General features: G+C 64.2%; 25 protein-coding genes. 15 read left to right on the top strand and 10 right to left on the bottom strand.

What is annotated here, in order from left to right; genetic code table 11:
* The first annotated feature begins 23 nt into the window (after positions 1 to 23).
* On the top strand, positions 24 to 341 hold the full coding sequence (locus KFK14_RS09500; protein ID WP_066765517.1) for a DUF1905 domain-containing protein: 318 nt from the start codon (positions 24 to 26) through the stop codon (positions 339 to 341).
* A gap of 8 nt (positions 342 to 349) precedes the next feature.
* On the opposite strand, the gene KFK14_RS09495 is transcribed toward KFK14_RS09500, so the two are convergent.
* The 3 genes from KFK14_RS09495 to bufA2 are packed head-to-tail and all read right to left on the bottom strand — an operon-like array spanning position 350 to position 2307.
* Positions 350 to 1138 carry an HvfC/BufC N-terminal domain-containing protein gene (locus KFK14_RS09495; RefSeq protein ID WP_066765515.1) on the bottom strand — a complete coding sequence of 263 codons (789 nt, stop codon included), beginning with the start codon at positions 1136 to 1138 and terminating at the stop codon, positions 350 to 352.
* Positions 1135 to 1968 (bottom strand): MNIO family bufferin maturase, encoded by an 834-nt coding sequence (gene bufB / locus KFK14_RS09490; RefSeq protein ID WP_066765514.1) that lies wholly within the window; start codon positions 1966 to 1968, stop codon positions 1135 to 1137. Before bufB ends, KFK14_RS09495 begins: the two co-directional genes overlap by 4 nt.
* Before the next feature lie 51 nt (positions 1969 to 2019).
* Entirely contained in the window at positions 2020 to 2307 is a 288-nt protein-coding gene (gene bufA2, locus KFK14_RS09485; RefSeq protein WP_066765512.1) for a BufA2 family periplasmic bufferin-type metallophore, read from the bottom strand.
* 179 nt (positions 2308 to 2486) lie between these two features.
* On the opposite strand from bufA2, the gene KFK14_RS09480 reads away from it, so the two are divergent.
* The 12 genes from KFK14_RS09480 (at position 2487) to KFK14_RS09425 (ending at position 12757) form a co-directional block, all read left to right on the top strand.
* A complete protein-coding gene (locus KFK14_RS09480; RefSeq protein WP_066765510.1) occupies positions 2487 to 2771 on the top strand; it encodes a BufA1 family periplasmic bufferin-type metallophore in 285 nt (94 codons plus the stop codon).
* A 20-nt stretch (positions 2772 to 2791) separates the two neighbouring features.
* The gene (locus tag KFK14_RS09475; protein WP_066765508.1) at positions 2792 to 3265 is read left to right on the top strand and encodes a DoxX family protein; all 474 of its coding nucleotides are present in this window, start codon (positions 2792 to 2794) and stop codon (positions 3263 to 3265) included.
* Positions 3262 to 3792: a sigma-70 family RNA polymerase sigma factor gene (locus KFK14_RS09470; RefSeq protein WP_212610679.1), complete on the top strand. Its 531-nt coding sequence runs from the start codon at positions 3262 to 3264 to the stop codon at positions 3790 to 3792. Before KFK14_RS09475 ends, KFK14_RS09470 begins: the two co-directional genes overlap by 4 nt.
* A 1-nt stretch (position 3793) precedes the next feature.
* Positions 3794 to 4438 carry an NrsF family protein gene (locus KFK14_RS09465; protein WP_066765504.1) on the top strand — a complete coding sequence of 215 codons (645 nt, stop codon included), beginning with the start codon at positions 3794 to 3796 and terminating at the stop codon, positions 4436 to 4438.
* Positions 4439 to 4718: 280 nt separating this feature from the next.
* Positions 4719 to 5021, top strand: coding sequence for a helix-turn-helix domain-containing protein (locus KFK14_RS09460; protein WP_212610678.1), 303 nt, complete (start codon positions 4719 to 4721; stop codon positions 5019 to 5021).
* Complete coding sequence (locus KFK14_RS09455) at positions 5018 to 6313, top strand: type II toxin-antitoxin system HipA family toxin (RefSeq protein WP_066765502.1); 1296 nt, start codon at positions 5018 to 5020, stop codon at positions 6311 to 6313. The genes KFK14_RS09460 and KFK14_RS09455 overlap by 4 nt, the downstream gene beginning before the upstream one ends.
* A gap of 69 nt (positions 6314 to 6382) precedes the next feature.
* Positions 6383 to 7120 carry a DUF5131 family protein gene (locus KFK14_RS09450; RefSeq protein WP_066765501.1) on the top strand — a complete coding sequence of 246 codons (738 nt, stop codon included), beginning with the start codon at positions 6383 to 6385 and terminating at the stop codon, positions 7118 to 7120.
* On the top strand, positions 7120 to 8034 hold the full coding sequence (locus tag KFK14_RS09445; RefSeq protein ID WP_066765499.1) for a three-Cys-motif partner protein TcmP: 915 nt from the start codon (positions 7120 to 7122) through the stop codon (positions 8032 to 8034). The genes KFK14_RS09450 and KFK14_RS09445 overlap by 1 nt, the downstream gene beginning before the upstream one ends.
* Positions 8031 to 8387 (top strand): three-Cys-motif partner protein TcmP, encoded by a 357-nt coding sequence (gene tcmP / locus KFK14_RS24020; protein WP_246524980.1) that lies wholly within the window; start codon positions 8031 to 8033, stop codon positions 8385 to 8387. The genes KFK14_RS09445 and tcmP (KFK14_RS24020) overlap by 4 nt, the downstream gene beginning before the upstream one ends.
* Entirely contained in the window at positions 8384 to 9295 is a 912-nt protein-coding gene (gene tcmP / locus KFK14_RS09440) for a three-Cys-motif partner protein TcmP (protein WP_343227813.1), read from the top strand. The genes tcmP (KFK14_RS24020) and tcmP (KFK14_RS09440) overlap by 4 nt, the downstream gene beginning before the upstream one ends.
* Positions 9292 to 10122, top strand: a complete 831-nt coding sequence (locus KFK14_RS09435; RefSeq protein ID WP_066765495.1) for a hypothetical protein — start codon at positions 9292 to 9294, stop codon at positions 10120 to 10122. The genes tcmP (KFK14_RS09440) and KFK14_RS09435 overlap by 4 nt, the downstream gene beginning before the upstream one ends.
* 664 nt (positions 10123 to 10786) lie before the next feature.
* Positions 10787 to 12757, top strand: coding sequence for a TonB-dependent receptor plug domain-containing protein (locus tag KFK14_RS09425; RefSeq protein WP_231736595.1), 1971 nt, complete (start codon positions 10787 to 10789; stop codon positions 12755 to 12757).
* On the opposite strand, the gene KFK14_RS09420 is transcribed toward KFK14_RS09425, so the two are convergent.
* Positions 12720 to 13391 (bottom strand): cation efflux transmembrane domain-containing protein, encoded by a 672-nt coding sequence (locus KFK14_RS09420; RefSeq protein ID WP_066765491.1) that lies wholly within the window; start codon positions 13389 to 13391, stop codon positions 12720 to 12722. The genes KFK14_RS09425 and KFK14_RS09420 overlap by 38 nt on opposite strands.
* A gap of 67 nt (positions 13392 to 13458) precedes the next feature.
* On the opposite strand from KFK14_RS09420, the gene KFK14_RS09415 reads away from it, so the two are divergent.
* Complete coding sequence (locus KFK14_RS09415; protein WP_066765489.1) at positions 13459 to 13854, top strand: MerR family transcriptional regulator; 396 nt, start codon at positions 13459 to 13461, stop codon at positions 13852 to 13854.
* Between the two features lie 32 nt (positions 13855 to 13886).
* Here the strand turns inward: KFK14_RS09415 and KFK14_RS09410 are convergent, their stop codons facing one another.
* The 5 genes from KFK14_RS09410 to KFK14_RS09390 form a co-directional block, all read right to left on the bottom strand.
* Complete coding sequence (locus KFK14_RS09410) at positions 13887 to 14300, bottom strand: hypothetical protein (protein WP_066765487.1); 414 nt, start codon at positions 14298 to 14300, stop codon at positions 13887 to 13889.
* 284 nt (positions 14301 to 14584) lie between these two features.
* On the bottom strand, positions 14585 to 14959 hold the full coding sequence (locus tag KFK14_RS09405; RefSeq protein WP_066765485.1) for a DUF5983 family protein: 375 nt from the start codon (positions 14957 to 14959) through the stop codon (positions 14585 to 14587).
* A gap of 51 nt (positions 14960 to 15010) precedes the next feature.
* A complete protein-coding gene (locus KFK14_RS09400; RefSeq protein WP_066765483.1) occupies positions 15011 to 16702 on the bottom strand; it encodes an ATP-binding protein in 1692 nt (563 codons plus the stop codon).
* Positions 16703 to 16797: 95 nt separating this feature from the next.
* Positions 16798 to 17922 carry a phosphoadenosine phosphosulfate reductase domain-containing protein gene (locus tag KFK14_RS09395; protein WP_082733464.1) on the bottom strand — a complete coding sequence of 375 codons (1125 nt, stop codon included), beginning with the start codon at positions 17920 to 17922 and terminating at the stop codon, positions 16798 to 16800.
* A 29-nt stretch (positions 17923 to 17951) separates the two neighbouring features.
* On the bottom strand, positions 17952 to 18428 hold the full coding sequence (locus KFK14_RS09390) for a hypothetical protein (RefSeq protein ID WP_066765479.1): 477 nt from the start codon (positions 18426 to 18428) through the stop codon (positions 17952 to 17954).
* A gap of 95 nt (positions 18429 to 18523) precedes the next feature.
* Between KFK14_RS09390 and KFK14_RS24210 the strand changes: the two genes are divergently transcribed.
* A complete protein-coding gene (locus KFK14_RS24210; protein ID WP_269454141.1) occupies positions 18524 to 18646 on the top strand; it encodes a hypothetical protein in 123 nt (40 codons plus the stop codon).
* Positions 18647 to 18700: 54 nt separating this feature from the next.
* On the opposite strand, the gene KFK14_RS09385 is transcribed toward KFK14_RS24210, so the two are convergent.
* The gene (locus KFK14_RS09385; RefSeq protein WP_197421525.1) at positions 18701 to 19195 is read right to left on the bottom strand and encodes a winged helix-turn-helix transcriptional regulator; all 495 of its coding nucleotides are present in this window, start codon (positions 19193 to 19195) and stop codon (positions 18701 to 18703) included.
* Between the last annotated feature and the right edge of the window lie 54 nt (positions 19196 to 19249).

Raw genomic sequence — 19249 nt, 5'->3', positions numbered from 1 at the left:
TCCTCATCGCAGGCGGGCATGGAATGCGAATGGAAACGATACGACATACCGCGCCGCTGTGGCGCTGGTCGGGCAGTAGCGGCGGAAACTGGTTCTTTATCACTATCGACGGCGAAGCGGGCGAGATGCTTTCGGCGACCAGGCTGATGCGGCGGCTCGAAACCGGGACCGTGCGCGGCTTCGGTTCGATGAGGGTATTCGCCCGGATCGGCGAAAGCCGTTGGAGCACATCCGTCTTCCCGCAGAAGGAGGGCGGCTGGCTGCTGCCCGTGAAGGCCTCGATCCGGTGCGCCGAAGAGATCGGCGAAGGGGACAGGGTGGAATTGGCCTTGGAATTCTGACACGCGGATTATCCGGCTACCGGCAAGCCGGACGAGACGCCCTGCACGATGCCTCTCCCGATCCAGTCACCGAGCATGGCTCCGGCTTCGGCGGCCGCCTGATCGGCCGGCAGTTCCTCCGCCAACGCGGCGCAGATCTCTCCGAACGAGGAACCGGCCCGCATCGCGGCGAGGTGGTTGCCGTCGCGCGCCGGAACTTGGGCAAACACGGGTTCCAGCCCCTCGCGCCAGACGATGCAATGCATCGGAGATTCTGGCAGAGGAGCATTGGCCGGCGGTTCCTCACGCTCCAGCGCCCGCCACAGGGCGCCGCAGTCGCGCGACACCGCTCGCACATGGAGCGAGGGCATGAAGGCGAGCCGCATCGTCGCCCAATCCTCCTCGCCGAAATCGCTCGTCGCTTCGGCAAAGCCGGCCGCGTCCATCGGCGGGCAATCGGGCGCGGTGAAGGCCAGATGCATCGCCCATTCAAGCCAGGCGAGATCGGCCACGTCGGGATCGGCGGCGAACAGTTCCTCCAGCGTTTCGACGAAGCCCTCGCCGATCAGGTCCAAGGTCCAGCCCTGCGGCGGATGGAGGATCAGGCGGTGCGCGGCGGCCTGCGCGAAGGCCTCGTCGCCAACCCATAGCGCCGTCTTTGGGGAGGTTTCGCGCAGGGCATCGATCAGCCGGGTGCGATAGGCGTTGCGATAGATCGCAAGCCCCTCGCCCATGCGCGCATCCCAATGCCGCGGCAGCGGGCGCTCCTCGTCGAGCACATGGCCCATGAACTCCTGCTGGAGCGCGGCGAGGCTCATGCCGCCCGCCTTTCCGTCTGGGCGGCGATGTCCCGCGCGACGTCCAGTTCCGCCAGCAGTACGGGAAGCGGCGGGATCGCATCGTCCCGCTCGATCATGGTGGCGACCGGCCCCGTCATGGCGATGGCCTCGGCATAGAGCGCCCAGACATCGTCGCAGACTTCCCGATCATGCGTGTCGATCAGGATGGCGCCCGGCGTGTGGCCGGCAAGATGGATCTGGCGCACGCGCTCCATCGGTATGCCGGCGAGAAAGTCATCCGCGGCAAAGCCGTGGTTTCGCGCGCTGACATAGACGTTGTTCACGTCGAGCAGCAGATGGCAGCCGGTGCGGCGGCAGACTTCGGAGAGGAACTCCCATTCGGCCATCTCGTCATCGGGAAAGCTGCAATAGCTGGAGGGGTTCTCCAGCAACAGTTCCCGCCCCAGTGCATCCTGCGCGCGAGCGAGGTTGGCGCAGACCACGTCGAGTGCTTCCGCCGTATAGGGAAGCGGCAGCAAGTCGTGGCTGTTGTGGGCGCTGGTGCGCGTCCAGCACAGGTGGTCGGACATCCATAGCGGCTCGATCCGCTCTGCCAGCGCCTTCAACCGGGCAAGGTAGTCCCAATCTACCCCCTGCGCCGAACCTACGGACAGCGAAACCCCATGCATCGCTACCGGATAGCGCTCACGCACGGCATCAAGCACCGCGAGCGGGCGGCCGCCGTCGACCATGTAGTTTTCCGAGATGATCTCGATGAAATCGACCGGCACATCGCCTGCCATGAAGGCGGAATAATGGGGACGGCGAAGGCCGAGCCCGAAGCCGTGAAAGGAAGGGATCCCGCTCATGCGATACTCCGTGGCAGCGGGCCGGCTCCAGCTGGAACCGGCCCGCTCTGCTTAGCCGAGGTCGCCGATGGTGCCGCCGCGCGTCAGGCACTGCCCCGCCGCCATAGCCTTGAAGCCCTGCCCCTTGCAGCTGTTCATGCCCTTGCATTCGTGCGTGGTGGTCTTGCAGTCAGCGCTGCCCTTGCAACTGTTGACGCCATAACAATGGACGGCATCGTCCTTGCCGATGGCGCGGCCGGTGCTGCCGGCGGGCGGCTCGGCCGCAAAGGCGCTGGCGGCCGAAAGCGCGAGCGCGGCGGCGGCCGAAGCGATGCTGGCGGTCTTGCGGGTGATCGTCATGGAATGTCCTTTCAAGCGAATGGTCTTGCCCGCTGGGCATGACAGGGTTCGCCGGAACGCCGTGCGAGGTTACATCGCCCGAAAATTCATGGACGTGTAACCATTGCCCCGATTTTCGCGAACCACAGGGCAGCCATGGCCAGGCCGTGGCGCAACGCCATGACGAAAGGACGTTCACGATGAACAGAAACGCATCGCTGGCAATCGCCGGTATCGCCCTGTCGGCGGGCATCGCCGCCAGCCTTGCCGCCACTCCTGCCGATGCCGCCAAGCCCGAAATGGAAAAATGCTATGGCGTGGCCAAGGCCGGGAAGAACGAATGCGCCGCCGGACCGGGCACAAGCTGCGCCGGCACCGCAACCCGCGATTACCAGGGCAACGCCTGGAAGTTGGTGCCCAAGGGCAGCTGCGTCCGCACCCAAACGCCGAAGGGGCCAGGCTCGCTGACGCCGATCAACCGCTGATCCTTCGGGAGGGTAACGCCATGCGCCGTCTGATCGACTGGCACGACCGGATCGTTCGCCTGCTTTCCGGCCGCATCCCGGGAGCTGTCGCTCTGCTCGCCACGCGCATCGCGCTTGCCGGCATCTTCTGGCGATCGGGCCGCAGCAAGGTGGTCGAAGGAACCTGGCTGGAGATCAGCGACGCCACGCGTTTCCTCTTCGCCGAGGACTATAAGGGCGTACCGTTGCCGCCCGAACTGGCAGCGCCGCTGGCGGCATGGTCTGAGCACCTGTTCCCGATATTGCTGGTCCTGGGGCTGGCGACGCGGCTTTCGGCGCTGGCGCTGCTGGGCATGACGATGGTGATCCAGATCTTCGTGTTTCCCGAAGCCTGGTGGAGTGTCCACAGCATCTGGGTGGCGCTGTGCCTTGTCCTGATCGCGCGGGGCGGCGGGCTCTTTTCGCTTGATGCGGCAGCTGGCAGGATGATCCCTCGAGCGAGCAAATCCGCATGATGGCCGACGAGCAGACCCTTTCCCGCCTGATGGCCGCCGCGCAGGCCGGCGACCGGCAGGCCTATGCGGTGCTGCTCGCCGAGGCGCGGCGCTGGCTGCTGCGCTACCTTGCGCGCAAGGTGCCGCCCGCCCACCTCGACGATCTCGTGCAGGAAGTGCTGGTCTCGCTCCACGCCAAGCGCGCCAGTTATGATCCGGGCCGGCCCTTTCTGCCCTGGCTTGCCGCGATCGCACGCTATCGCTGGGTGGATCACCTGCGCCGCAGCTACCGGCGAGCGGAAGTCGAACTGGGCGAGTCCGACGCCGCGCATGAAGGCGACGCCGATGCCGTCATGGCGCGGATCAGCCTCGATCGGCTGTTCGACAGCCTGCCACGCGCACAGGCGCGGGCTATCGAGCTGGTGAAGATCGAAGGCCATTCGATCAGCGAGGCCGCCGCCCGCTGCGGGCAGAGCGAGCCCTCGGTAAAGGTGAATATCCATCGCGGCCTCAAGAGGCTGGCCGCGCTGATCGAGAAAGCGGACTGACATGAAGCACGACAGCAACAGTCTCATCGATGCGCTGGTGGACGAGCTCGTTCCCGTGCGTCCGCTGCGCCGCGCCGAAGGCGGCGCGCTGGTTCTGGCGGCCACAGTGCTGACCGGGCTGTTGGTTCTGGCCATCAACGGGATTGCCGGCAATGTGCTGGCTGGCGCCGTCTCGCCGATGTTCCTGCTGGCGAACGGCCTTCTTCTGCTGTTGGGTGTGGCGGCCAGCGCGAGCACGATCGCCATGGCAAGCCCGCGCGTGGGCAACCGGCATGACGGTACCGGCTGGGCCCTGGCCATGGCGGCCGTCTTTCCCGCGGTTACCCTGGCGCTGCTCGCGGCCCACCGTGCGGACCTGCCCCATCTGCTCGACGTCGCCGCGGGCTGGCACTGCCTGGCCGAAGCGCTGCTATCCTCGCTTGTCGTGGCAGGCGCACTCCTGCTGTGGCTCAGGCGCGGGGCGCCGGTTTCACCGCGAACCGCTGGGATACACCTCGGGGTCGCCGCGACCGCGCTGGGAACCGCCGTCTATGGGCTGTCCTGCCCGGCGGAAACCATCTACCACCTCGGCATCTGGCACGCGCTTCCGGTGTTGGTGGGCGGCCTGATCGGTCGTATTGTAGTTCCGCAGCTACTACGTTGGTGAACTTGGACAGGCTGATCGACGATTGCCTCCACCGGTTATCGCCCCTCGCCTGAACCGTCCACTGCTCAGCGCAGCTATCAAGCTCCACCCCCTGCGGAACCTCAGTCCACATCGGAAATTACACCGCGAGCGCGGACGCAAATGAAGGTTCGACAGGTCGGCATAGGGAGAAGATGCATCGACATCCTCATCTTTAGGGCTTATATACGCTACCAAATTATGATTATGGTCGTATATATGAGGCCTTGAAGTGAAGTCGACTGTCGCTGAAACTCTGCCGATGCGTGTCAGGCGCTCCCTTGCCAAGCTAGGGGCGGACATTGCGCTCGCCCGGCGCAAGCGCAGCCTCACGGTTCAGATGATGGCGGAGCGTCTGGGCGTCGCCAAGAGCACATATCTCAAGATCGAAAAGGGCGATCCTTCGGTGGCACTCGGCACTTATGCCATGGCCTTTTTCGTGCTCGGCTTCAACGACGTGCTCGGCGACGTGCTCGATGCGCGCCACGACGAGCAGGGACTGCTGCTCGACCAGCAGCGCATCCCGAAGCGCGTGCGTCCGCCCAAGACCGCGAGACCCCTGTGAACCGCACCATCCGTATATTCATGGGCGACGAGGCCCGTCCCGTCGGCGTTCTGCGTTATGATCAGCAGGGCGCCCGCGAAAGCGCCTCGTTCGAATATGACGAGGCCTGGCTTACCAGCCCGGACAGGTTCGCCATCGAGCCGGGGCTGCGACTCGTCGCGGGTCCACAGTTTCATCGCAAGCAGGGCAACGGCTCGGTCTTCCATCCCGCCATAGCGGACACCGAGCCCGATGGATGGGGGCGACGCGTGATCCAGCGCGATCACGCCAAGCGCCGGCAGGAGGCAAGGCGGCGCGGCGCGCCTGTCGCCGGACAGGCGCTCAATTCGCTCGACTATCTGCTCGCGGTCGATGACGTCAGCCGTGTCGGCGCGCTGCGGCTCCAGGATGAAGACGGGGTCTTTCAGCGGGCACAGGAGGACGGGCGACGAACGACGCCGCCCCTGATCGAAATCGGACAACTGCTTGCTGCCAGCCATGCGGTCGAGCGCGGTACGGAAACCGAAGCCGACCTTGCCTATTTGCGCGGGCGTGGAACTTCTCTCGGAGGCCTGCGCCCAAAGTGCACGGTGCTCGACGAGGATGGCCGGCTGGCTATCGGCAAGTTTCCGAGCATCAGCGACGAACGTGCGGTGACCAAGGGTGAGGTGCTGGCCATGCGTCTGGCTCGCCGCGCTGGCATCGATGCTGCGCACGCGCGCATCATCGACAGCGACGGGACACCCGTTGCGTTGATCCGGCGGTTCGACCGTCCTGCGACAGGCGGGCGGCTCATGTATATTTCAGCAGCGACAATGCTGGGGGCTGAGCCCGGCGATCATGGCGAACATGCCTATACGGAAATCGTCGATGCGTTGCGCCAGAACGGCGCGGCACCGCAGGCTGACAGCGAGGAGCTGTGGCGCCGGATGGCATTCTCGATCCTCATCACCAACGTCGACGATCATCTGCTCAACCATGGCTTCCTGCATGTCGAGCGCGGACTATGGCGGCTGGCGCCAGCGTTCGACATCAATCCGTTCCCGGAGCGCCTGCGCGAGCTCAAGACCTGGATATCGGAAGACACCGGGCCGGAAGCGACGATCGAAGCGCTCCTCTCGGTGATACCCTATTTCAGGATAGCGGCGGATCAGGCGCGTGCCATTCTCGCCGAAGTCGAGGCCGCGGTCGCGGCCTGGCGCGAAGAAGGCGCCCGGCTTGGCATCAGCGCGGCCGAACTGGATGATTTTGCCGACGCGTTCGAGCACGAGGAGCGCGAAGCCGCACAAAAAGCGATCGGAAGAGAGAATTGAAATTGATGGCCGAGGATTGTTCTCCATTCGTTCCATTGCTAGTGTGCAGGCCTCATATTAGGCTGCGCAATGTCTGACGGAACGGCAATCGAATGGACGGATGCAACGTGGAATCCGGTTACGGGCTGCACGAAGATCACACGCGGTTGCGATAATTGCTACGCTGCCCGTTTTGCGGAGCGCTGGCGGGGAGTACCCGGCCACCCGTTCGAGAACGGCTTCGACCTGACGTTGCGGCCAGAGCGGGTGGGACAGCCGCTGCGCTGGAAGCGTCCGCGCATGATCTTCGTGAATTCCATGAGCGACCTCTTTCACAAAAAGGTGCCGCGCCATTTCATCGACAGCGTGTTCGACACCATGGAAGCGGCGCACTGGCACACGTTCCAGGTCCTGACCAAGCGCAGTTCGCCGATGCGCAATTACCTGCGCGCGCGATATGGCGAAGAGCGCGGCCCCAGCCACATCTGGTGCGGCGTGTCGGTCGAAGACGCCAGCGGCGTCCCCCGGATAACCCATCTGCGCGACAGCCCCGCCGGAGTCCGGTTCCTTTCAGTCGAGCCGCTCATCGGGGCTGTCGGCGAGATGGATCTGACTGGCATCGACTGGGTCATCGCCGGCGGCGAATCCGGCCCCGGCGCCAGGCCGATTCATCTCGAATGGGTCCGCGAAGTGCGCGATCAGTGCCTCGCGCAAAATGTCGCCTTCTTCTTCAAGCAATGGGGCGGGCTGCGGCCCAAGTCCGGAGGCCGGGAACTTGACGGTCAGGAATGGAACCAGTTCCCCGAAACGCGGTTGGAGGCGCTGTAATGCCGGACATTGCGGTTGTCGGCCCCTGGGCCCGGGAGAAGCTGGATGCCCTCGCCCGCTATCTCGACTTCTACACCAAGGTTCTCAAGAACCAGCCCTGGCGCACGATCTATGTCGATGCCTTCGCGGGCGGCGGCCAGGCGCGGATCCGCAAGGATGCCGCGCCGGCCAGCGAGGTCATCCCGCTGTTCGAGCTGGATACCGAGGCGGACGCGGACCAGGCCGAGCTGATCGACGGCTCGCCCCGGATCGCGCTCAACGTCGCCAATCCGTTCTCGCGCTATGTCTTCATCGAAAACGATCCGAAGCGATGCGCGGAACTGGAGGCGGTCAGGCGAGAGTTCGAGGGATCCCGTGAAATCGATATCCTTCCCATGGGCGCTGCCGAAGGCATCGAGTGGGTAGCGGCCAAGCCGATCTCCCGATCGAGCCATCGCGGCGTCGCTTTCCTCGATCCCTTCGGCGCGCATCTGGAATGGGCCAGCGTCGAGAAACTTGCCGACACGGGCATTTTCGAGGTGGTCGTCAATTTCGCGCTGAGCATGGCGATCCAGCGGATGTTGCCCAATTCGGGCGAAATCCCCGACGCCTGGGCGAAGACGCTGGATGCCTATTTCGGATCGCGTGCATGGTTTGACGAGGTGTACCGCGAACGCAGTCGCGGCCTTTTCAACAGCGGGGGCTACGAGAAGCGCGAGGATTATGCCGAGCGTCTGCTGCAGCTCTACCGGGCACGGCTCAAATCCGCGTTCGGTCACGTTTCCACCCCGCGGCTGATCCGCAATTCGAAAGGCGCGCCGCTCTATTATCTGCTCTGGGCGGGGCCGCATTCCAAAGGGCTGCAGGGCGCCGACTATATCCTGAGCATGGGCGAGAATCTCGGCCCCAAGCGACGAAAGTCCGCCGCTTCGTGACGAGGAAGCACTACGACTGGCGCCTTGGCGAAGCGCTGCCGATCCTCGGCGACCACAGCGTCGCCAAGCACGAGATCTTCGAGCAGTATCTCGGCATCTACGTCGAACGGCTGACGCGCACGTTCAGCCAGACGATGTTGAACCTGACGATAGTCGACGGGTTTTGCGGCGGCGGCCTCTATCGGCACCGCGGCGGCGATGCCGAGGGCTCCCCCTTGCGGTTGCTCCGCGCGGTCGAGGAGGCAGACAAGACCCTCAATGCCGCGCGGATCAAGGGATTTGAGGTTCGCGCCGATTTCGTTTTCGTCGACGAGAATGCCGATCACATCGCCTTCCTGCGCGATCTCTCCTGATCAAGCGTGGCTATGGCTCGCGCCTCGGCACGGACATCTTCCTGCAGTGTTCGACCTTCGAGGAGGCATGCCCGGACATTGTCGCGCGGATACGGGCCAAGGGAACCGCGCAGCGCTCGTTGTTCTTCCTCGACCAGTATGGCTGGAGTGATGTCCGTTTCACGACGATCCGGTCGATCCTGAACGAGATCAAGAACCCGGAAATCCTGCTGACTTTCGCCGTCGATGCGCTGATCGACTTCCTGACCGAAAAGCGCGCGGAATCGGAAGCCCTGCTCGGCCTCGACCTTCAGCGGGAAGATGTCCGTGCGCTTCTCGAACTCAAGAATGGGGACGGCTGGCGATTTCTGATCCAGAACGGGCTCTACCGCCATGTCCAGTCCCGCACGGGCGCTCTGTTCTATACGCCCTTCTTCATCCACTCTGTGGAGAGCCATCGGTCTTATTGGCTCCTCCACCTTTCGGGCCACCGCCAGGCGCGGGACGAAATGGGCAAGCTCCATTGGCGGATCAATAACCACTTCCAGCATCATGGTGGCGCGGGGTTCCATGCCCTCGGGTTCAATCCGGCGAAGGATCTGCGGCAGGATCTGATGCAGTTCATGTTCGATGACGACGCGCGTGCCAGGTCCGAGGCGGCCGTGATCGATCAACTGCCGCGCATGATCCATGCGGCTAATCAGGGCGACCTGGGTGGACTCGTGGTTGAGCAGCTCTTCGCCGGCAACTGCAACGACACGCCCGTCACCTCCGAAATCCTGTCCAGCCAGTTGCGGCTGCTGCGCGACGAAGGCGAACTCATGATCGTCTCCAACGAGGGCAAGGAGAAGCCGCGGGCCAAAACCATCGCCTGGGACGATCGGCTGATCCTGCCCCGTCAGCGCAGCATGTTCAGCAGGCTGGGATGACCATGTCGGACTCTTCGGCGATCACTGGCAACGAGGTTGAAGACGACGTCCGGCTATATCGCGCCTATCGGGAGGCCCGTGCCGGACTGCCGCTGATCGGACGCTTCATGCCCTATCGTTGGTACGAATTGCCGGACAAATTGAACGCGGTCTGGATGCCCTACGCGCAGATGCTGGATGAGTTCTCGACCGAGCTGGCGAATACACTGAACGATCTCACCAACCATGTGCAGCGCCTCAAAGCCTGGGCCATTGTCATCGAAAGGATGGATGACGATGCGAAGATGGCGGCCACCCATGAATTCATAGACATTCTGGCGACCAACGCAGTGAACCTGCCCTACGCGATCAAGTCGCGCTTGGCCTTTGCTGCGGCTCATCTGTGCCACCAAGCCAATATGACCCGCGATTTTGCGTCATGGCAGGACGATCTGCCGCTCGATGTCGAGATCGATCTGAACACGAGCGGCATTTACGGCCGGGGTTGGGGCAAGACATACAATCGCTTCAAGCGGGCGGTCGAAGCGATTGGCGCCAAAGCGTTTCGGGATGCGACGGGGGATTTTCGCAACGCCTATAATCACCGGTTTTCGCCGCGTTTTGTCATCGGCATGACCGGCATGGTCACGCGCAACAGGAATGAGAAAACCGGCGGGTTCTGCTATGGGTTCGGCGGCCGGGAGCCGCTGGCCTTGGCGGATATTATCGGCCTCCTCACTACCGAATGCCAGCATTGCTACACGGCGTTCGAGGCGCTGCAATCACTGGTCGAGGAGCAGATCGGCGCGATCAGGGAATTCGATGCAACAGCAAATTCGTTCGGGTAGGCCCACTCTCAAGGCATCTATTGCCACCGGCGAATACCTGATCAGGCATGCCCCATGATCTCGGGCAGCGCTGCCAACCGCACGGGGCGATGCGATCCCAGATCGCCGAGCAAGCGGCCTTCGACGCCCGGCGTGTGCGTTGGGGTTTTCGAGCATCCGGTTGCGATAGGCCGCGATGACGCGCTCGTCGGCCTCGCGCCAACCGATTTCTGATTGCTCAAGCGCATCGAACCAGACGTGAAGATGCTCGCCGTAAGTCCGCTCGGTTTCCGACGCCTGCGCGCGGCCACTGAGTTCGGCATGTTCAAGCAGATAGGCGGAGGCGTGTTAGATGATCGCCATGTCAGCGTCGAACAGGATCGGGGAGCCGACCGGGATACCCGGTGCATCCGCCGTGGCTCGGATGATCGATACCATATCGTCAAGTCCTAGCTTCGCCAGCGATAACCCTACTTCATCTAGGGGCCTGGAACCGGGATCGTTCGGTAGATTGATGTTCTTACAGGATGCATGGAACGCATCGGGTCGGGGTTTGGGCAGATCATGCCTATCGCAAGACATTACGCTTGACCCTGTAGCTGCTACAGCCTGTAGACGCGCCTCCATGCTATGAGCAGCGTGGCCATTGGTCGCCGCCGCGTTCTGAAAAGGAGAAAGAGAACAGGTGCGACGCAGTGTCATCGTTTCAGGTCTGTCGCTGTTGGCGCTCGGCATGAGCAGCGTGCCGGCGCGCGCACAGACGGCGGCGCAAGCCGAGGATCACGGTCAGGACGAGGCCGAGGAAGGCGAGGACATCGTCGTCCAGGCGACCCGCACCGGACGCCGCGTGCAGGACGAGCCGATCCGCGTCGAGGTCATCAACCGCGAGGAGATCGAAGAGAAGCTCCTGATGACGCCGGGCAACATCGCCATGCTCGTCGCCGAGACGCCGGGCGTCCGGACCCAGGTCACATCCCCCTCGCTCGGCGCCGCGAACATCCGCATGCAGGGCATGAAGGGGCGCTACACCCAGCTCCTCTCCGATGGCCTCCCGCTCTACGGCGGGCAGGCACCGGCCATCGGCCTGCTTCAGATCCCGCCCACCGATCTCGGCCAAGTCGAGGTCATCAAGGGCAGCGCCTCGGCGCTGTATGGCCCGTCCGCTCTCGGCGGCGTCATCAACCTCGTCTCGCGCCGTCCGGGCGATGCGCTCGAAGGCGATCTCGTGCTGAACGCGACGAGCCGCGACGGGCAGGATGTCACCGCCTATGCCTCGACCCCGCTCGGCGGCGACTGGAGCACCTCGGTCACCGGCGGGTTCAACCGCCAGAGCCGGCAGGACTTGGACGGCGATAGCTGGGTTGACATGCCTACCTATGAACGCTGGACCGTGCGGCCGCGTCTGTTCTGGACTGGCGCAGACGGCGCGAGTGTTTATCTGACCGCCGGCGCGATGACCGAGCAGCGCCAAGGCGGCACGTTGCCGGGCGGCGCCGCGCCCGATGGCCAGCCATTCCCGCAGACGCTGGACAGCACGCGCTTCGACGGCGGGCTGGTTGCCGAGATTCCCGTCGCGCCGGGCACGCTGCACCTGCGCGCCTCGGGCATGACCCAGCGCGACGATCGCCGCTTCGGCGCCACCATCGAGCAGAACCGGCGCCGGACCTTCTTCGGCGAGGCCTCCTTCTCGGGCCGTTCGGGCACGACCTCCTGGCTCGCCGGCGCCGCCTTCCAGGCCGATCTATTCCGTTCACGGACCTTCCCGGATTTCAACTACAGCTACACCGTCCCGGCGCTTTTCGCGCAAGTGGAGTACGACGTCGCGCGCGATGTCACGCTGGCGGGCAGCGCCAGGTGGGACGCCCACAGCGAGTATGGCTCGCGCGTAAGCCCGCGGCTGTCGCTGCTCTATCGGCCCGGCCCGTGGACCGTGAGGGCTTCGCTCGGCCGCGGCTTCTACGCGCCGACGCCGTTCGTCGAGGAGATCGAGGAAGCAGGCCTCTCGCGGCTCGCGCCGATCGGCAACCTGAGGGCCGAGACCGCCGACACCGCCTCGCTCGATCTCGGCTATGCCCGCGGTTCGATCGAAGCGAGCGTCACCTTCTTCGCCTCCAACATCGACAACGCCGTGCAGCTCACGACCATCGCTCCCGACCGCGTCGCGCTGGTCAACGCCGACGGCCTCACCCGCACGCGGGGCGCCGAGCTGTTCCTGCGCTATCGATGGCGGGCGTTCACGGTCACCGGCAGCTATGTCTATGTCGACGCCAGCGAGCCCGATCCCGACCGCATGGGTCGCCGGACGGTGCCGATCACGCCGCGCCACAGCGCCGGGCTCGTCGCCATGTGGGAGAAGCACGGGCGGGGCAGGTTCGGCCTGGAGGCCTATTACACTGGCCGCCAGCAGCTCGACGACAACCCCTATCGCACCCGGAGCCGGCCCTATTTCGAACTGGGCGCGATGGGCGAGCTTGTGCTGGGAAGGGTCAGCCTGTTCCTCAACGCCGAGAACCTGCTCGACATCCGCCAGACCAAGTACGATCCGCTGCTCCTGCCGCAGCGGGCGCCCGACGGACGCTGGACGGTCGATGCATGGGCGCCAACCGATGGGTTCACGGTTAATGGCGGGATACGCCTGCGGTTTGGCGGAGAGTGAGCCCGCGCTCGGGCGCGCGGTTGCCGCGCATTTCGCCGAGCGCTTGTCGCACGATCTGCCACCCGCCGCTGACGCCGAGTCCGGCGAGGATCGCCGCGACGGTGATGTCAGGCCACCCTGTGCCGGTTCCGAACACGCCGGCCGCTGCAGCGACCACGGCAAGGTTGCCGATAACGTCGTTGCGCGAGCAGATCCACACCGAGCGCCGATTGGCGTCGCCTTCGCGGTAGCGCCAGAGCATGGCGGCGCAGGCGAGGTTCGCGAGCAGCGCAACCGTGCCGATGATGCCCATCGTCTCGGCTTTCGGAAGCGTTCCGGCGATCGCCATCCCCACCGTGCTCGCCAGTATCCACAGCCCCAGCAGAAGCAGCGATGCGCCCTTCGCGAGCGCCGCTCGTGCGCGCCATTTGAGCGCCAGCCCGGCGACGCCCAGGCTGATCGCATAGTTGGCGGCATCGCCGAGAAAGTCGAGTGCATCGGCTTTGAGCGACGCTGAGTGGGCAATCACACCCGCCATGATCTCGACGCCGAACATGGCCACGTTGATCGCCAACGCGATCCAGAGCACGCGCCGCCATACCTTGTCCTGGGTCGGCGCCGTTGTTTCGTGGCCTCCGCAGCATCCGCCAGCCATGTCGTCACCTCGCTTTGCTCGTCGTGACGTCCTATCTACGGCCTGTAGCAACTACAGGGTCAAGGCGATGGCGTTCACGATCGGCAATCTCGGCAAGGCGACGAACACCAAGGTGGAGACGATCCGCTACTATGAGCGGATCGGCCTGCTCGCGAAGCCCGATCGAACCGGCGGCAACTATCGCGCCTACGGCCAGGACGCGCTGGCGCGGCTCAGCTTCATTCGCCGCGCGCGCGATCTCGGTTTCTCGCTCGACCAAGTGCGCGAGCTGCTCAGCCTCTCCTCGCAGGACCAGCGCGACTGTCGCTCGGTCGATGCTATTGCTAATTCGCATCTTGCTGAAATCGATCGCAAGCTCGCGGACCTGGCGGCCCTGCGCCGCGAACTCAGCGCCGTGATCGCTTTGTGCGACGGCGGCACGATTGCGGAGTGCCAGATTCTCGACGCACTCGCTCCAAGATGAAGTAGTAGGTCGGCCGCCGCCAGCTTTCTGGGTTAGCGCGTCGTCCGGCCTGCTACTTCATCCACTCCGGCATGGAAGACATTCGGCGAGCCTGGACCTAAGGAGCAGCTCGACCTGGAAAAAGCGATCGACGGCAGGGGGCCGTTAGTCAGGCAGTTTTCGAGAAGATCCGCATAAGGCGGCCAATGCTTGAAGCGCCGCGGTTCATAACGAACCACGGCGTACGGAACCCGATGGGTATCCATCCACGCCTGAAATATCGGAATGAAGGACAGGGTTTGCGGCTTTTTCGGCATCTGGGCAATCAGTACCATGTCCGGGGTTTCGCCGCGCTCGACGAGTTCGATGACCATCGCGGTGGAATCGACGCCGGCGCGCCAGGCGGCAACGACCGGCGGGCGCGAAAGCACAGCGCGTAATCGCGCATTCTGTTGAGGGCTTGCCATGAGCCACTCCGAAACAGGATTGAGAAGGTCGTAGACCGAGCCGGGTCAATCCGGCCCAGTCAGATTCCGAACCAAGACGGGGCGGTCAGGCAACCAGCGCGAGAAGCCGCTCCGTCGACTCGGGCCAGCGGCTGGTCGCGCGAAACGGTTGGACCGGATCGCCCGTACTGACGATGAATTGATCCCGGCCGCTGCTTCGTCGCCGTTGGACTGCAACCCTGTAGGCATTCTCGAACGTCGAGAGGTGTCTGAGCCGGGGTGACAAGGCCGATGGCAGATATCGGTCAGTCATGGTGATACTCCCGTTGACGAGGGTTATGGCAAGGATCGGGGATCGGCCGTGCACCGAACATCGGCAGGCCTTGCGTCGGCGGCTCATCCCGGTCGAACAACATCCACGCAGCGCCAGCCATGGCGGCCGCGCGCAGGATCGCCCAGAATTCGGGTGAGATGCTTTCCGGCCGCTCAGCCTCGTCCTCACAAACCCCGGTATGGACGAAAAAGCCGAACTGGTAGGGCTCGATCACAAGGTCAAGATGCTCCACGACCAGACGTCCCCCGACGTCGCGGGGCGCAGTGAGGATCAGCGCGTCGATGGCTTCGCGCTCCGCCTCGGGCAGATGCACTGTGGAGTAGATATGCAGCGAGGTCCGGCGCATGGCAGGGTTCCTTCCATTGGCAATGGGGTGGTAGATAGCTTGCCTCGCTCGTCAGGCAGACATGACCGCATCTTCGCCCGGCACATAGGAGAGGGTCATTTGGCCGCGTTCGGCGAGGATCGTCACGCGGCGCCCTTCGGGAACAAGCCAGCTCACCTCGTCGAGGAGAACATCGCGGATACGCTCGAGGATCGCGGTCTCTTCCCCGAGCAGCAGTTCATTGGCGACATGGCGTGCGCGCTTCTCGAAATTGCTGTGCTGGGTGTCCCAGCTGTCGTCTCCGCTATCGTCGCCCGGCGTGAAGCACGCATCCTCGATCAGCGAAGCCAGTTCATGCGGCGTAATGGCGCTGTCCTGCGTCAGCAGGATCACCGTCTGGTCGAGATCGCTGTACCAGCCATCATCCGGTGCGATCAGAACGTCGGCCGTAAAGCTATGGCGATTATCGTCTCCGGTCGCACTTGCTGACGGCTTGACCGCAACGTCGAGGGTGATGCGGGTGACCCGGCCCGATTCAATGCCGGGAGGAGGGCTCTCGCCGCCGCGATAGACATAGATGCCGGCATCGCTCTCAACGTTGAACGAGATATCCGAGACACGCGGCAGCGCGTCATACCATCCATAGCCTTCGAACCCGGCGACTTCGCGAACGAGAGTCCCGCCAAGCGGCAGCCCCTCGCACAGGATACGGCCCGCACATTGTTCGATAGGAGGCTCCTCGCATGGAACCAGTATCATGGCAGTACCGGCGACAGGATCACCGAGCAGTGTGCCGTCGGAATCGGCAGTGCGTGGCACCCAGCCCGATAGCCAGGGCGCAGCTTCGGGGAGGATCACGCCCAAGGCATGGGCGCGCTGCCATTGCTCATGGGCAAGGCGATGGCTGCCGCTGACGGCGATAGCTCTGTAGATCGCCGCTTCGGCGGCTTCGCGTAGCGTGTCGAGGACGGCATTCTGCACCATTTCCTTGCGCGCCGGCAGGACGAGCTGCAATGCGGGGGCGTCCACGATATCGACCCGGACATACCAGCACCCGTCCCCGCCAACCTCGCTCACGCTGGGCATCGGGCACGGCACGGTAAGCCCGTGGAAGTTGATGGAGACTTCGGTTGACGAACGGTAGTTCCGTCCCCGGAAGATACCGATCCGGCAGCCGTCCCACTGCTCGGTCCGGTATGCCTCGGCGAGAAAATCCCGCTGGGCGCACGGCTCTCCCTGGAAGTGGACGGGAAGCGGATAAAATGTTGCCGCCGTGGCCGCAGCAGCAGGCAGGGCGCTGGCCCACGCCGCAGGCATATCGATAAGAATCTCGGTGCCGCGCGCAATGGAACAGGGTTCGATTTCCAGCGGGGTTGCCCTTTCCCAGGCATCGGGGGCGATGGTCACGCACCAGCCTTTGCCTGCTGCCGGCGAGAAGGAGCGGATTTCGACGGGGTGACCGGCAAGGCTGAACACGCCCATGCCGGCAGGATCCTCGCGGTCCGCGATCGCGCTGTCCCAGCCGGAATCGCCCAGCGTCACGAGCTTGGCGGGATCGTCGATGCCGCTGCCATCGTCGCGCATGACCAGAACCTGCCGGTCAGCCAGCTCGAAACTGTCGATATCGACACGCGTCGCACCGGCCCGGCGGCAATTTTGCAGAATCTCGTTCAAAACGTCGGCGACACTATTATTATAGAGGCTTGTGATTTTTCCGAGGATGGACTGGCCGACGGCAGTCTGGATGGTGGCGGGAAGGGACATGAGCGCACTCCGGATGGGGCGGTTGGATCATTCCGCTCGCCTCATCCGATCTCCCCGCCTCCCCTTTGTCACGCAGTCACCAGGCCGCTCAGCCTTCAAGCCGCATGCGCATCGATGAGCTCCTCGAACCTCCGGCGTACTGAAGCGGCATCGGGGAAGTGATTGTCGAGGCCGTGACGGCTCAGGATGCCTGCCCGCGCCGCTGCAACGGCCTTCGCCTCATCCAGCGTCGGCAGCCGTGGCGGCTTGCCCTTCACGAAGCGCAGGCCGGGCGGCATTGCCGCCTCGATCGCACGGCGCTCTACGGCATCGGCTTTGGCCTGCACTATATCCCGGTGCAGCGACGGCGTGAGCAGGCGCGGCGCTACGTCGGCAAGCCAGCGCCCAGGCTGGAACGAGAAGGTCGAAGCCGCCTCCATGCCGACGAGATGACGATAGAGATCGCGATTGTCGTCGGCATCGGAAGCGGCGGCAAGATCGTGGGCGGATGCAAGGACGCAAAAGGCGCAGGACAATCGTGTCGCGCCGAAGCGGCAATAGGCCTCATGCAGCGGCAGGTCGTGGTGGGCATGAACCGCAAAAACATCATCGGCTGTCCAGTCCACGCCGGGATACCAGTTGATCATTCGGGTGCCTGCGGCGTTCCCCGGCTTGGCGAAGCGCACGTCTAGCCTCGATATTGGCGTATCCCGGCGGCCATGGCTTTCGGCGCGGCGCAGGCCGATCACTGAAACGACCTTCTCGCCCCTGAACCGCCGGGCAAGCGCCGGTCCGATCACCTGCGCCTTTAGTTCCGAGGTGCAGAAGCGCTTGTTGGCCTGACTCCAGGGACCGATCAGATGATAAAGTTCGAGATTCTCGTAACGCCGGCATCCATTGGCGAAGCGCTGCTCCCAGCGCGCGACCATGTCGCCGGCACCGCGGCGCACGACGACGAGCGGAAGGCCGAGACGCCGGGCGATCACGGCGACGGTCGCGGGCGTCGAGCGCCATTCGGCGCGGCCGAGATCGGCGTGGATTGCGATACGCCGTGCGCGAGGATGGCCCATATGATCCAGCAAGGCGATGACGGTCTGTGCCGACGCCGTGGAGTCCTTGCCGCCCGACAGATTGAAGGCGAACCAGGCGCCGCACGCGATCGCATCGATGATCAGATCATCGACGGCGACGTCAAGGTCCCTGCCACCCAAGGGGCGCACTGACGAGAGCGGAAGGCCCACGTGTGTTTCTCCAATGCAGGCTTTTGCGGTCAGTTTGCTGCCAGGAGAATGGCGAGCGCCTTGCGCATGACCTCCTCGCCGCCGGTGTTGACGATCACGGCGGCGGGATTGGTGACGGTAACCGCCCGCGTGACAAGGTCGAGCGGGCGCTTGCGCAGCGGATACTGGAATATCTGGCCGCGCTCGATCGTGATGAGATTGGTGCGAAGCAACCGCTTCAGCCGGCGATATTCGAGTTCGTGCGCCAGTAGGTCTCCGACTTCAGCCTCGAGATCATGTTCGAGAGTGAGGCCCTGGAACGGGCGGATCGGACGATGCGCCTTGAGCCAGGCATTGACCTCAGCCTCGGTCCAGCGCCCTGTCTGGCGGTAGAAATCGCAGCCCCCCTGCCCCTGATTGCGGGCGTCGAATGCGTGCTCGCCATCGATCCATATCTCCGCCGAAAAGGCGTTGGTCTCCTCCGACAATTTGGGATTGTGATTGATCCGGCGCAGTTCGATTTTCATGGAGTCCTCCCGTCACCTCCCGATTTCCGGGCACGCACACCGCCCTCCCCCTCCCCTTCGAGGTAAACGGCCAGCACGAAGAGGTGCTGATCGCAATGGTCCAAGATCTCGCCGAAGTCCTGGCGAAGGAAGGTCTCGCCGTGAGGGTACGTGTCGCTGCAAGCGCCGCCAAACGGTTGGAACGGGAGGGATCGCTGGCGGCGCGGACCTGGACCTGACGTAGGTGCCCGGACTTCAGCATTCTTCGCTACGGTGCAACCTGCATTCCAGCGCTACTCGGCTCCTTTCATGGGAACCGGGGCCCAATCCTCGAACCGGGCGGCCAGGTCGTCTCCTGGAACGACGCGCGCCTTCGTGTCGACAAAGCCGACGCGTATCTCCGCCCCGTCCGACTTGCGTATGATGGTCATCGGCGGCGTCCTGCCTTGGCCGACCCACCGGTCCGACCACTGGCGCATCGCGAGAAATGGAAGGCGAAGCGCCTCGCCCATTTCGGTCAGGAGATATTCCTTCCGCGGGCGGCTTCCATCCGCCTTGTAGTCCTGCCGGGTCATCAGTCCCGAGGCGACGAGGCGTTTGAGCCGGTCGGCAAGCACGGTCCGCGGTATGCCGATCTCGGTGTGGAAATCATCATAGCGCCGTACTCCGAAAAGTGCGCTGCGCAGGATGAGCAATGACCAGCGATCCCCCAGGAAATCGAAGCTTGCCGCGAGCGTGCAGTGACTGATGTGAATCGGGGACTGACGACGAAACGGGGGTGTGGCCATGCCTTGGAGAATATCTGAGTTGCAAAAACAAATCCAGCTTCTATGCCTAAGTGT

Origin of the sequence: Sphingobium phenoxybenzoativorans (assembly GCF_018286635.1) — a bacterium.
GTDB classification, from domain to species: Bacteria; Pseudomonadota; Alphaproteobacteria; order Sphingomonadales; family Sphingomonadaceae; genus Sphingobium; species Sphingobium phenoxybenzoativorans.
Note: the sequence above shows the minus strand (reverse complement) of the source record. Positions and strands in the feature narration are given on the sequence as shown.

Bases quoted from the DNA above. Each gene is read 5' to 3' on its own strand.
- KFK14_RS09500 (WP_066765517.1), top strand. From the start codon at position 24: ATGCGAATGGAAACGATACGACATACCGCGCCGCTGTGGCGCTGGTCG.
- KFK14_RS09495 (WP_066765515.1), bottom strand. From the start codon at position 1,138: ATGAGCCTCGCCGCGCTCCAGCAGGAGTTCATGGGCCATGTGCTCGAC.
- bufB (WP_066765514.1), bottom strand. From the start codon at position 1,968: ATGAGCGGGATCCCTTCCTTTCACGGCTTCGGGCTCGGCCTTCGCCGT.
- bufA2 (WP_066765512.1), bottom strand. From the start codon at position 2,307: ATGACGATCACCCGCAAGACCGCCAGCATCGCTTCGGCCGCCGCCGCG.
- KFK14_RS09480 (WP_066765510.1), top strand. From the start codon at position 2,487: ATGAACAGAAACGCATCGCTGGCAATCGCCGGTATCGCCCTGTCGGCG.
- KFK14_RS09475 (WP_066765508.1), top strand. From the start codon at position 2,792: ATGCGCCGTCTGATCGACTGGCACGACCGGATCGTTCGCCTGCTTTCC.
- KFK14_RS09470 (WP_212610679.1), top strand. From the start codon at position 3,262: ATGATGGCCGACGAGCAGACCCTTTCCCGCCTGATGGCCGCCGCGCAG.
- KFK14_RS09465 (WP_066765504.1), top strand. From the start codon at position 3,794: ATGAAGCACGACAGCAACAGTCTCATCGATGCGCTGGTGGACGAGCTC.
- KFK14_RS09460 (WP_212610678.1), top strand. From the start codon at position 4,719: ATGCGTGTCAGGCGCTCCCTTGCCAAGCTAGGGGCGGACATTGCGCTC.
- KFK14_RS09450 (WP_066765501.1), top strand. From the start codon at position 6,383: ATGTCTGACGGAACGGCAATCGAATGGACGGATGCAACGTGGAATCCG.
- KFK14_RS09445 (WP_066765499.1), top strand. From the start codon at position 7,120: ATGCCGGACATTGCGGTTGTCGGCCCCTGGGCCCGGGAGAAGCTGGAT.
- KFK14_RS09435 (WP_066765495.1), top strand. From the start codon at position 9,292: ATGACCATGTCGGACTCTTCGGCGATCACTGGCAACGAGGTTGAAGAC.
- KFK14_RS09420 (WP_066765491.1), bottom strand. From the start codon at position 13,391: ATGGCTGGCGGATGCTGCGGAGGCCACGAAACAACGGCGCCGACCCAG.
- KFK14_RS09415 (WP_066765489.1), top strand. From the start codon at position 13,459: ATGGCGTTCACGATCGGCAATCTCGGCAAGGCGACGAACACCAAGGTG.
- KFK14_RS09410 (WP_066765487.1), bottom strand. From the start codon at position 14,300: ATGGCAAGCCCTCAACAGAATGCGCGATTACGCGCTGTGCTTTCGCGC.
- KFK14_RS09405 (WP_066765485.1), bottom strand. From the start codon at position 14,959: ATGCGCCGGACCTCGCTGCATATCTACTCCACAGTGCATCTGCCCGAG.
- KFK14_RS09400 (WP_066765483.1), bottom strand. From the start codon at position 16,702: ATGTCCCTTCCCGCCACCATCCAGACTGCCGTCGGCCAGTCCATCCTC.
- KFK14_RS09390 (WP_066765479.1), bottom strand. From the start codon at position 18,428: ATGAAAATCGAACTGCGCCGGATCAATCACAATCCCAAATTGTCGGAG.
- KFK14_RS24210 (WP_269454141.1), top strand. From the start codon at position 18,524: ATGGTCCAAGATCTCGCCGAAGTCCTGGCGAAGGAAGGTCTCGCCGTG.
- KFK14_RS09385 (WP_197421525.1), bottom strand. From the start codon at position 19,195: ATGGCCACACCCCCGTTTCGTCGTCAGTCCCCGATTCACATCAGTCAC.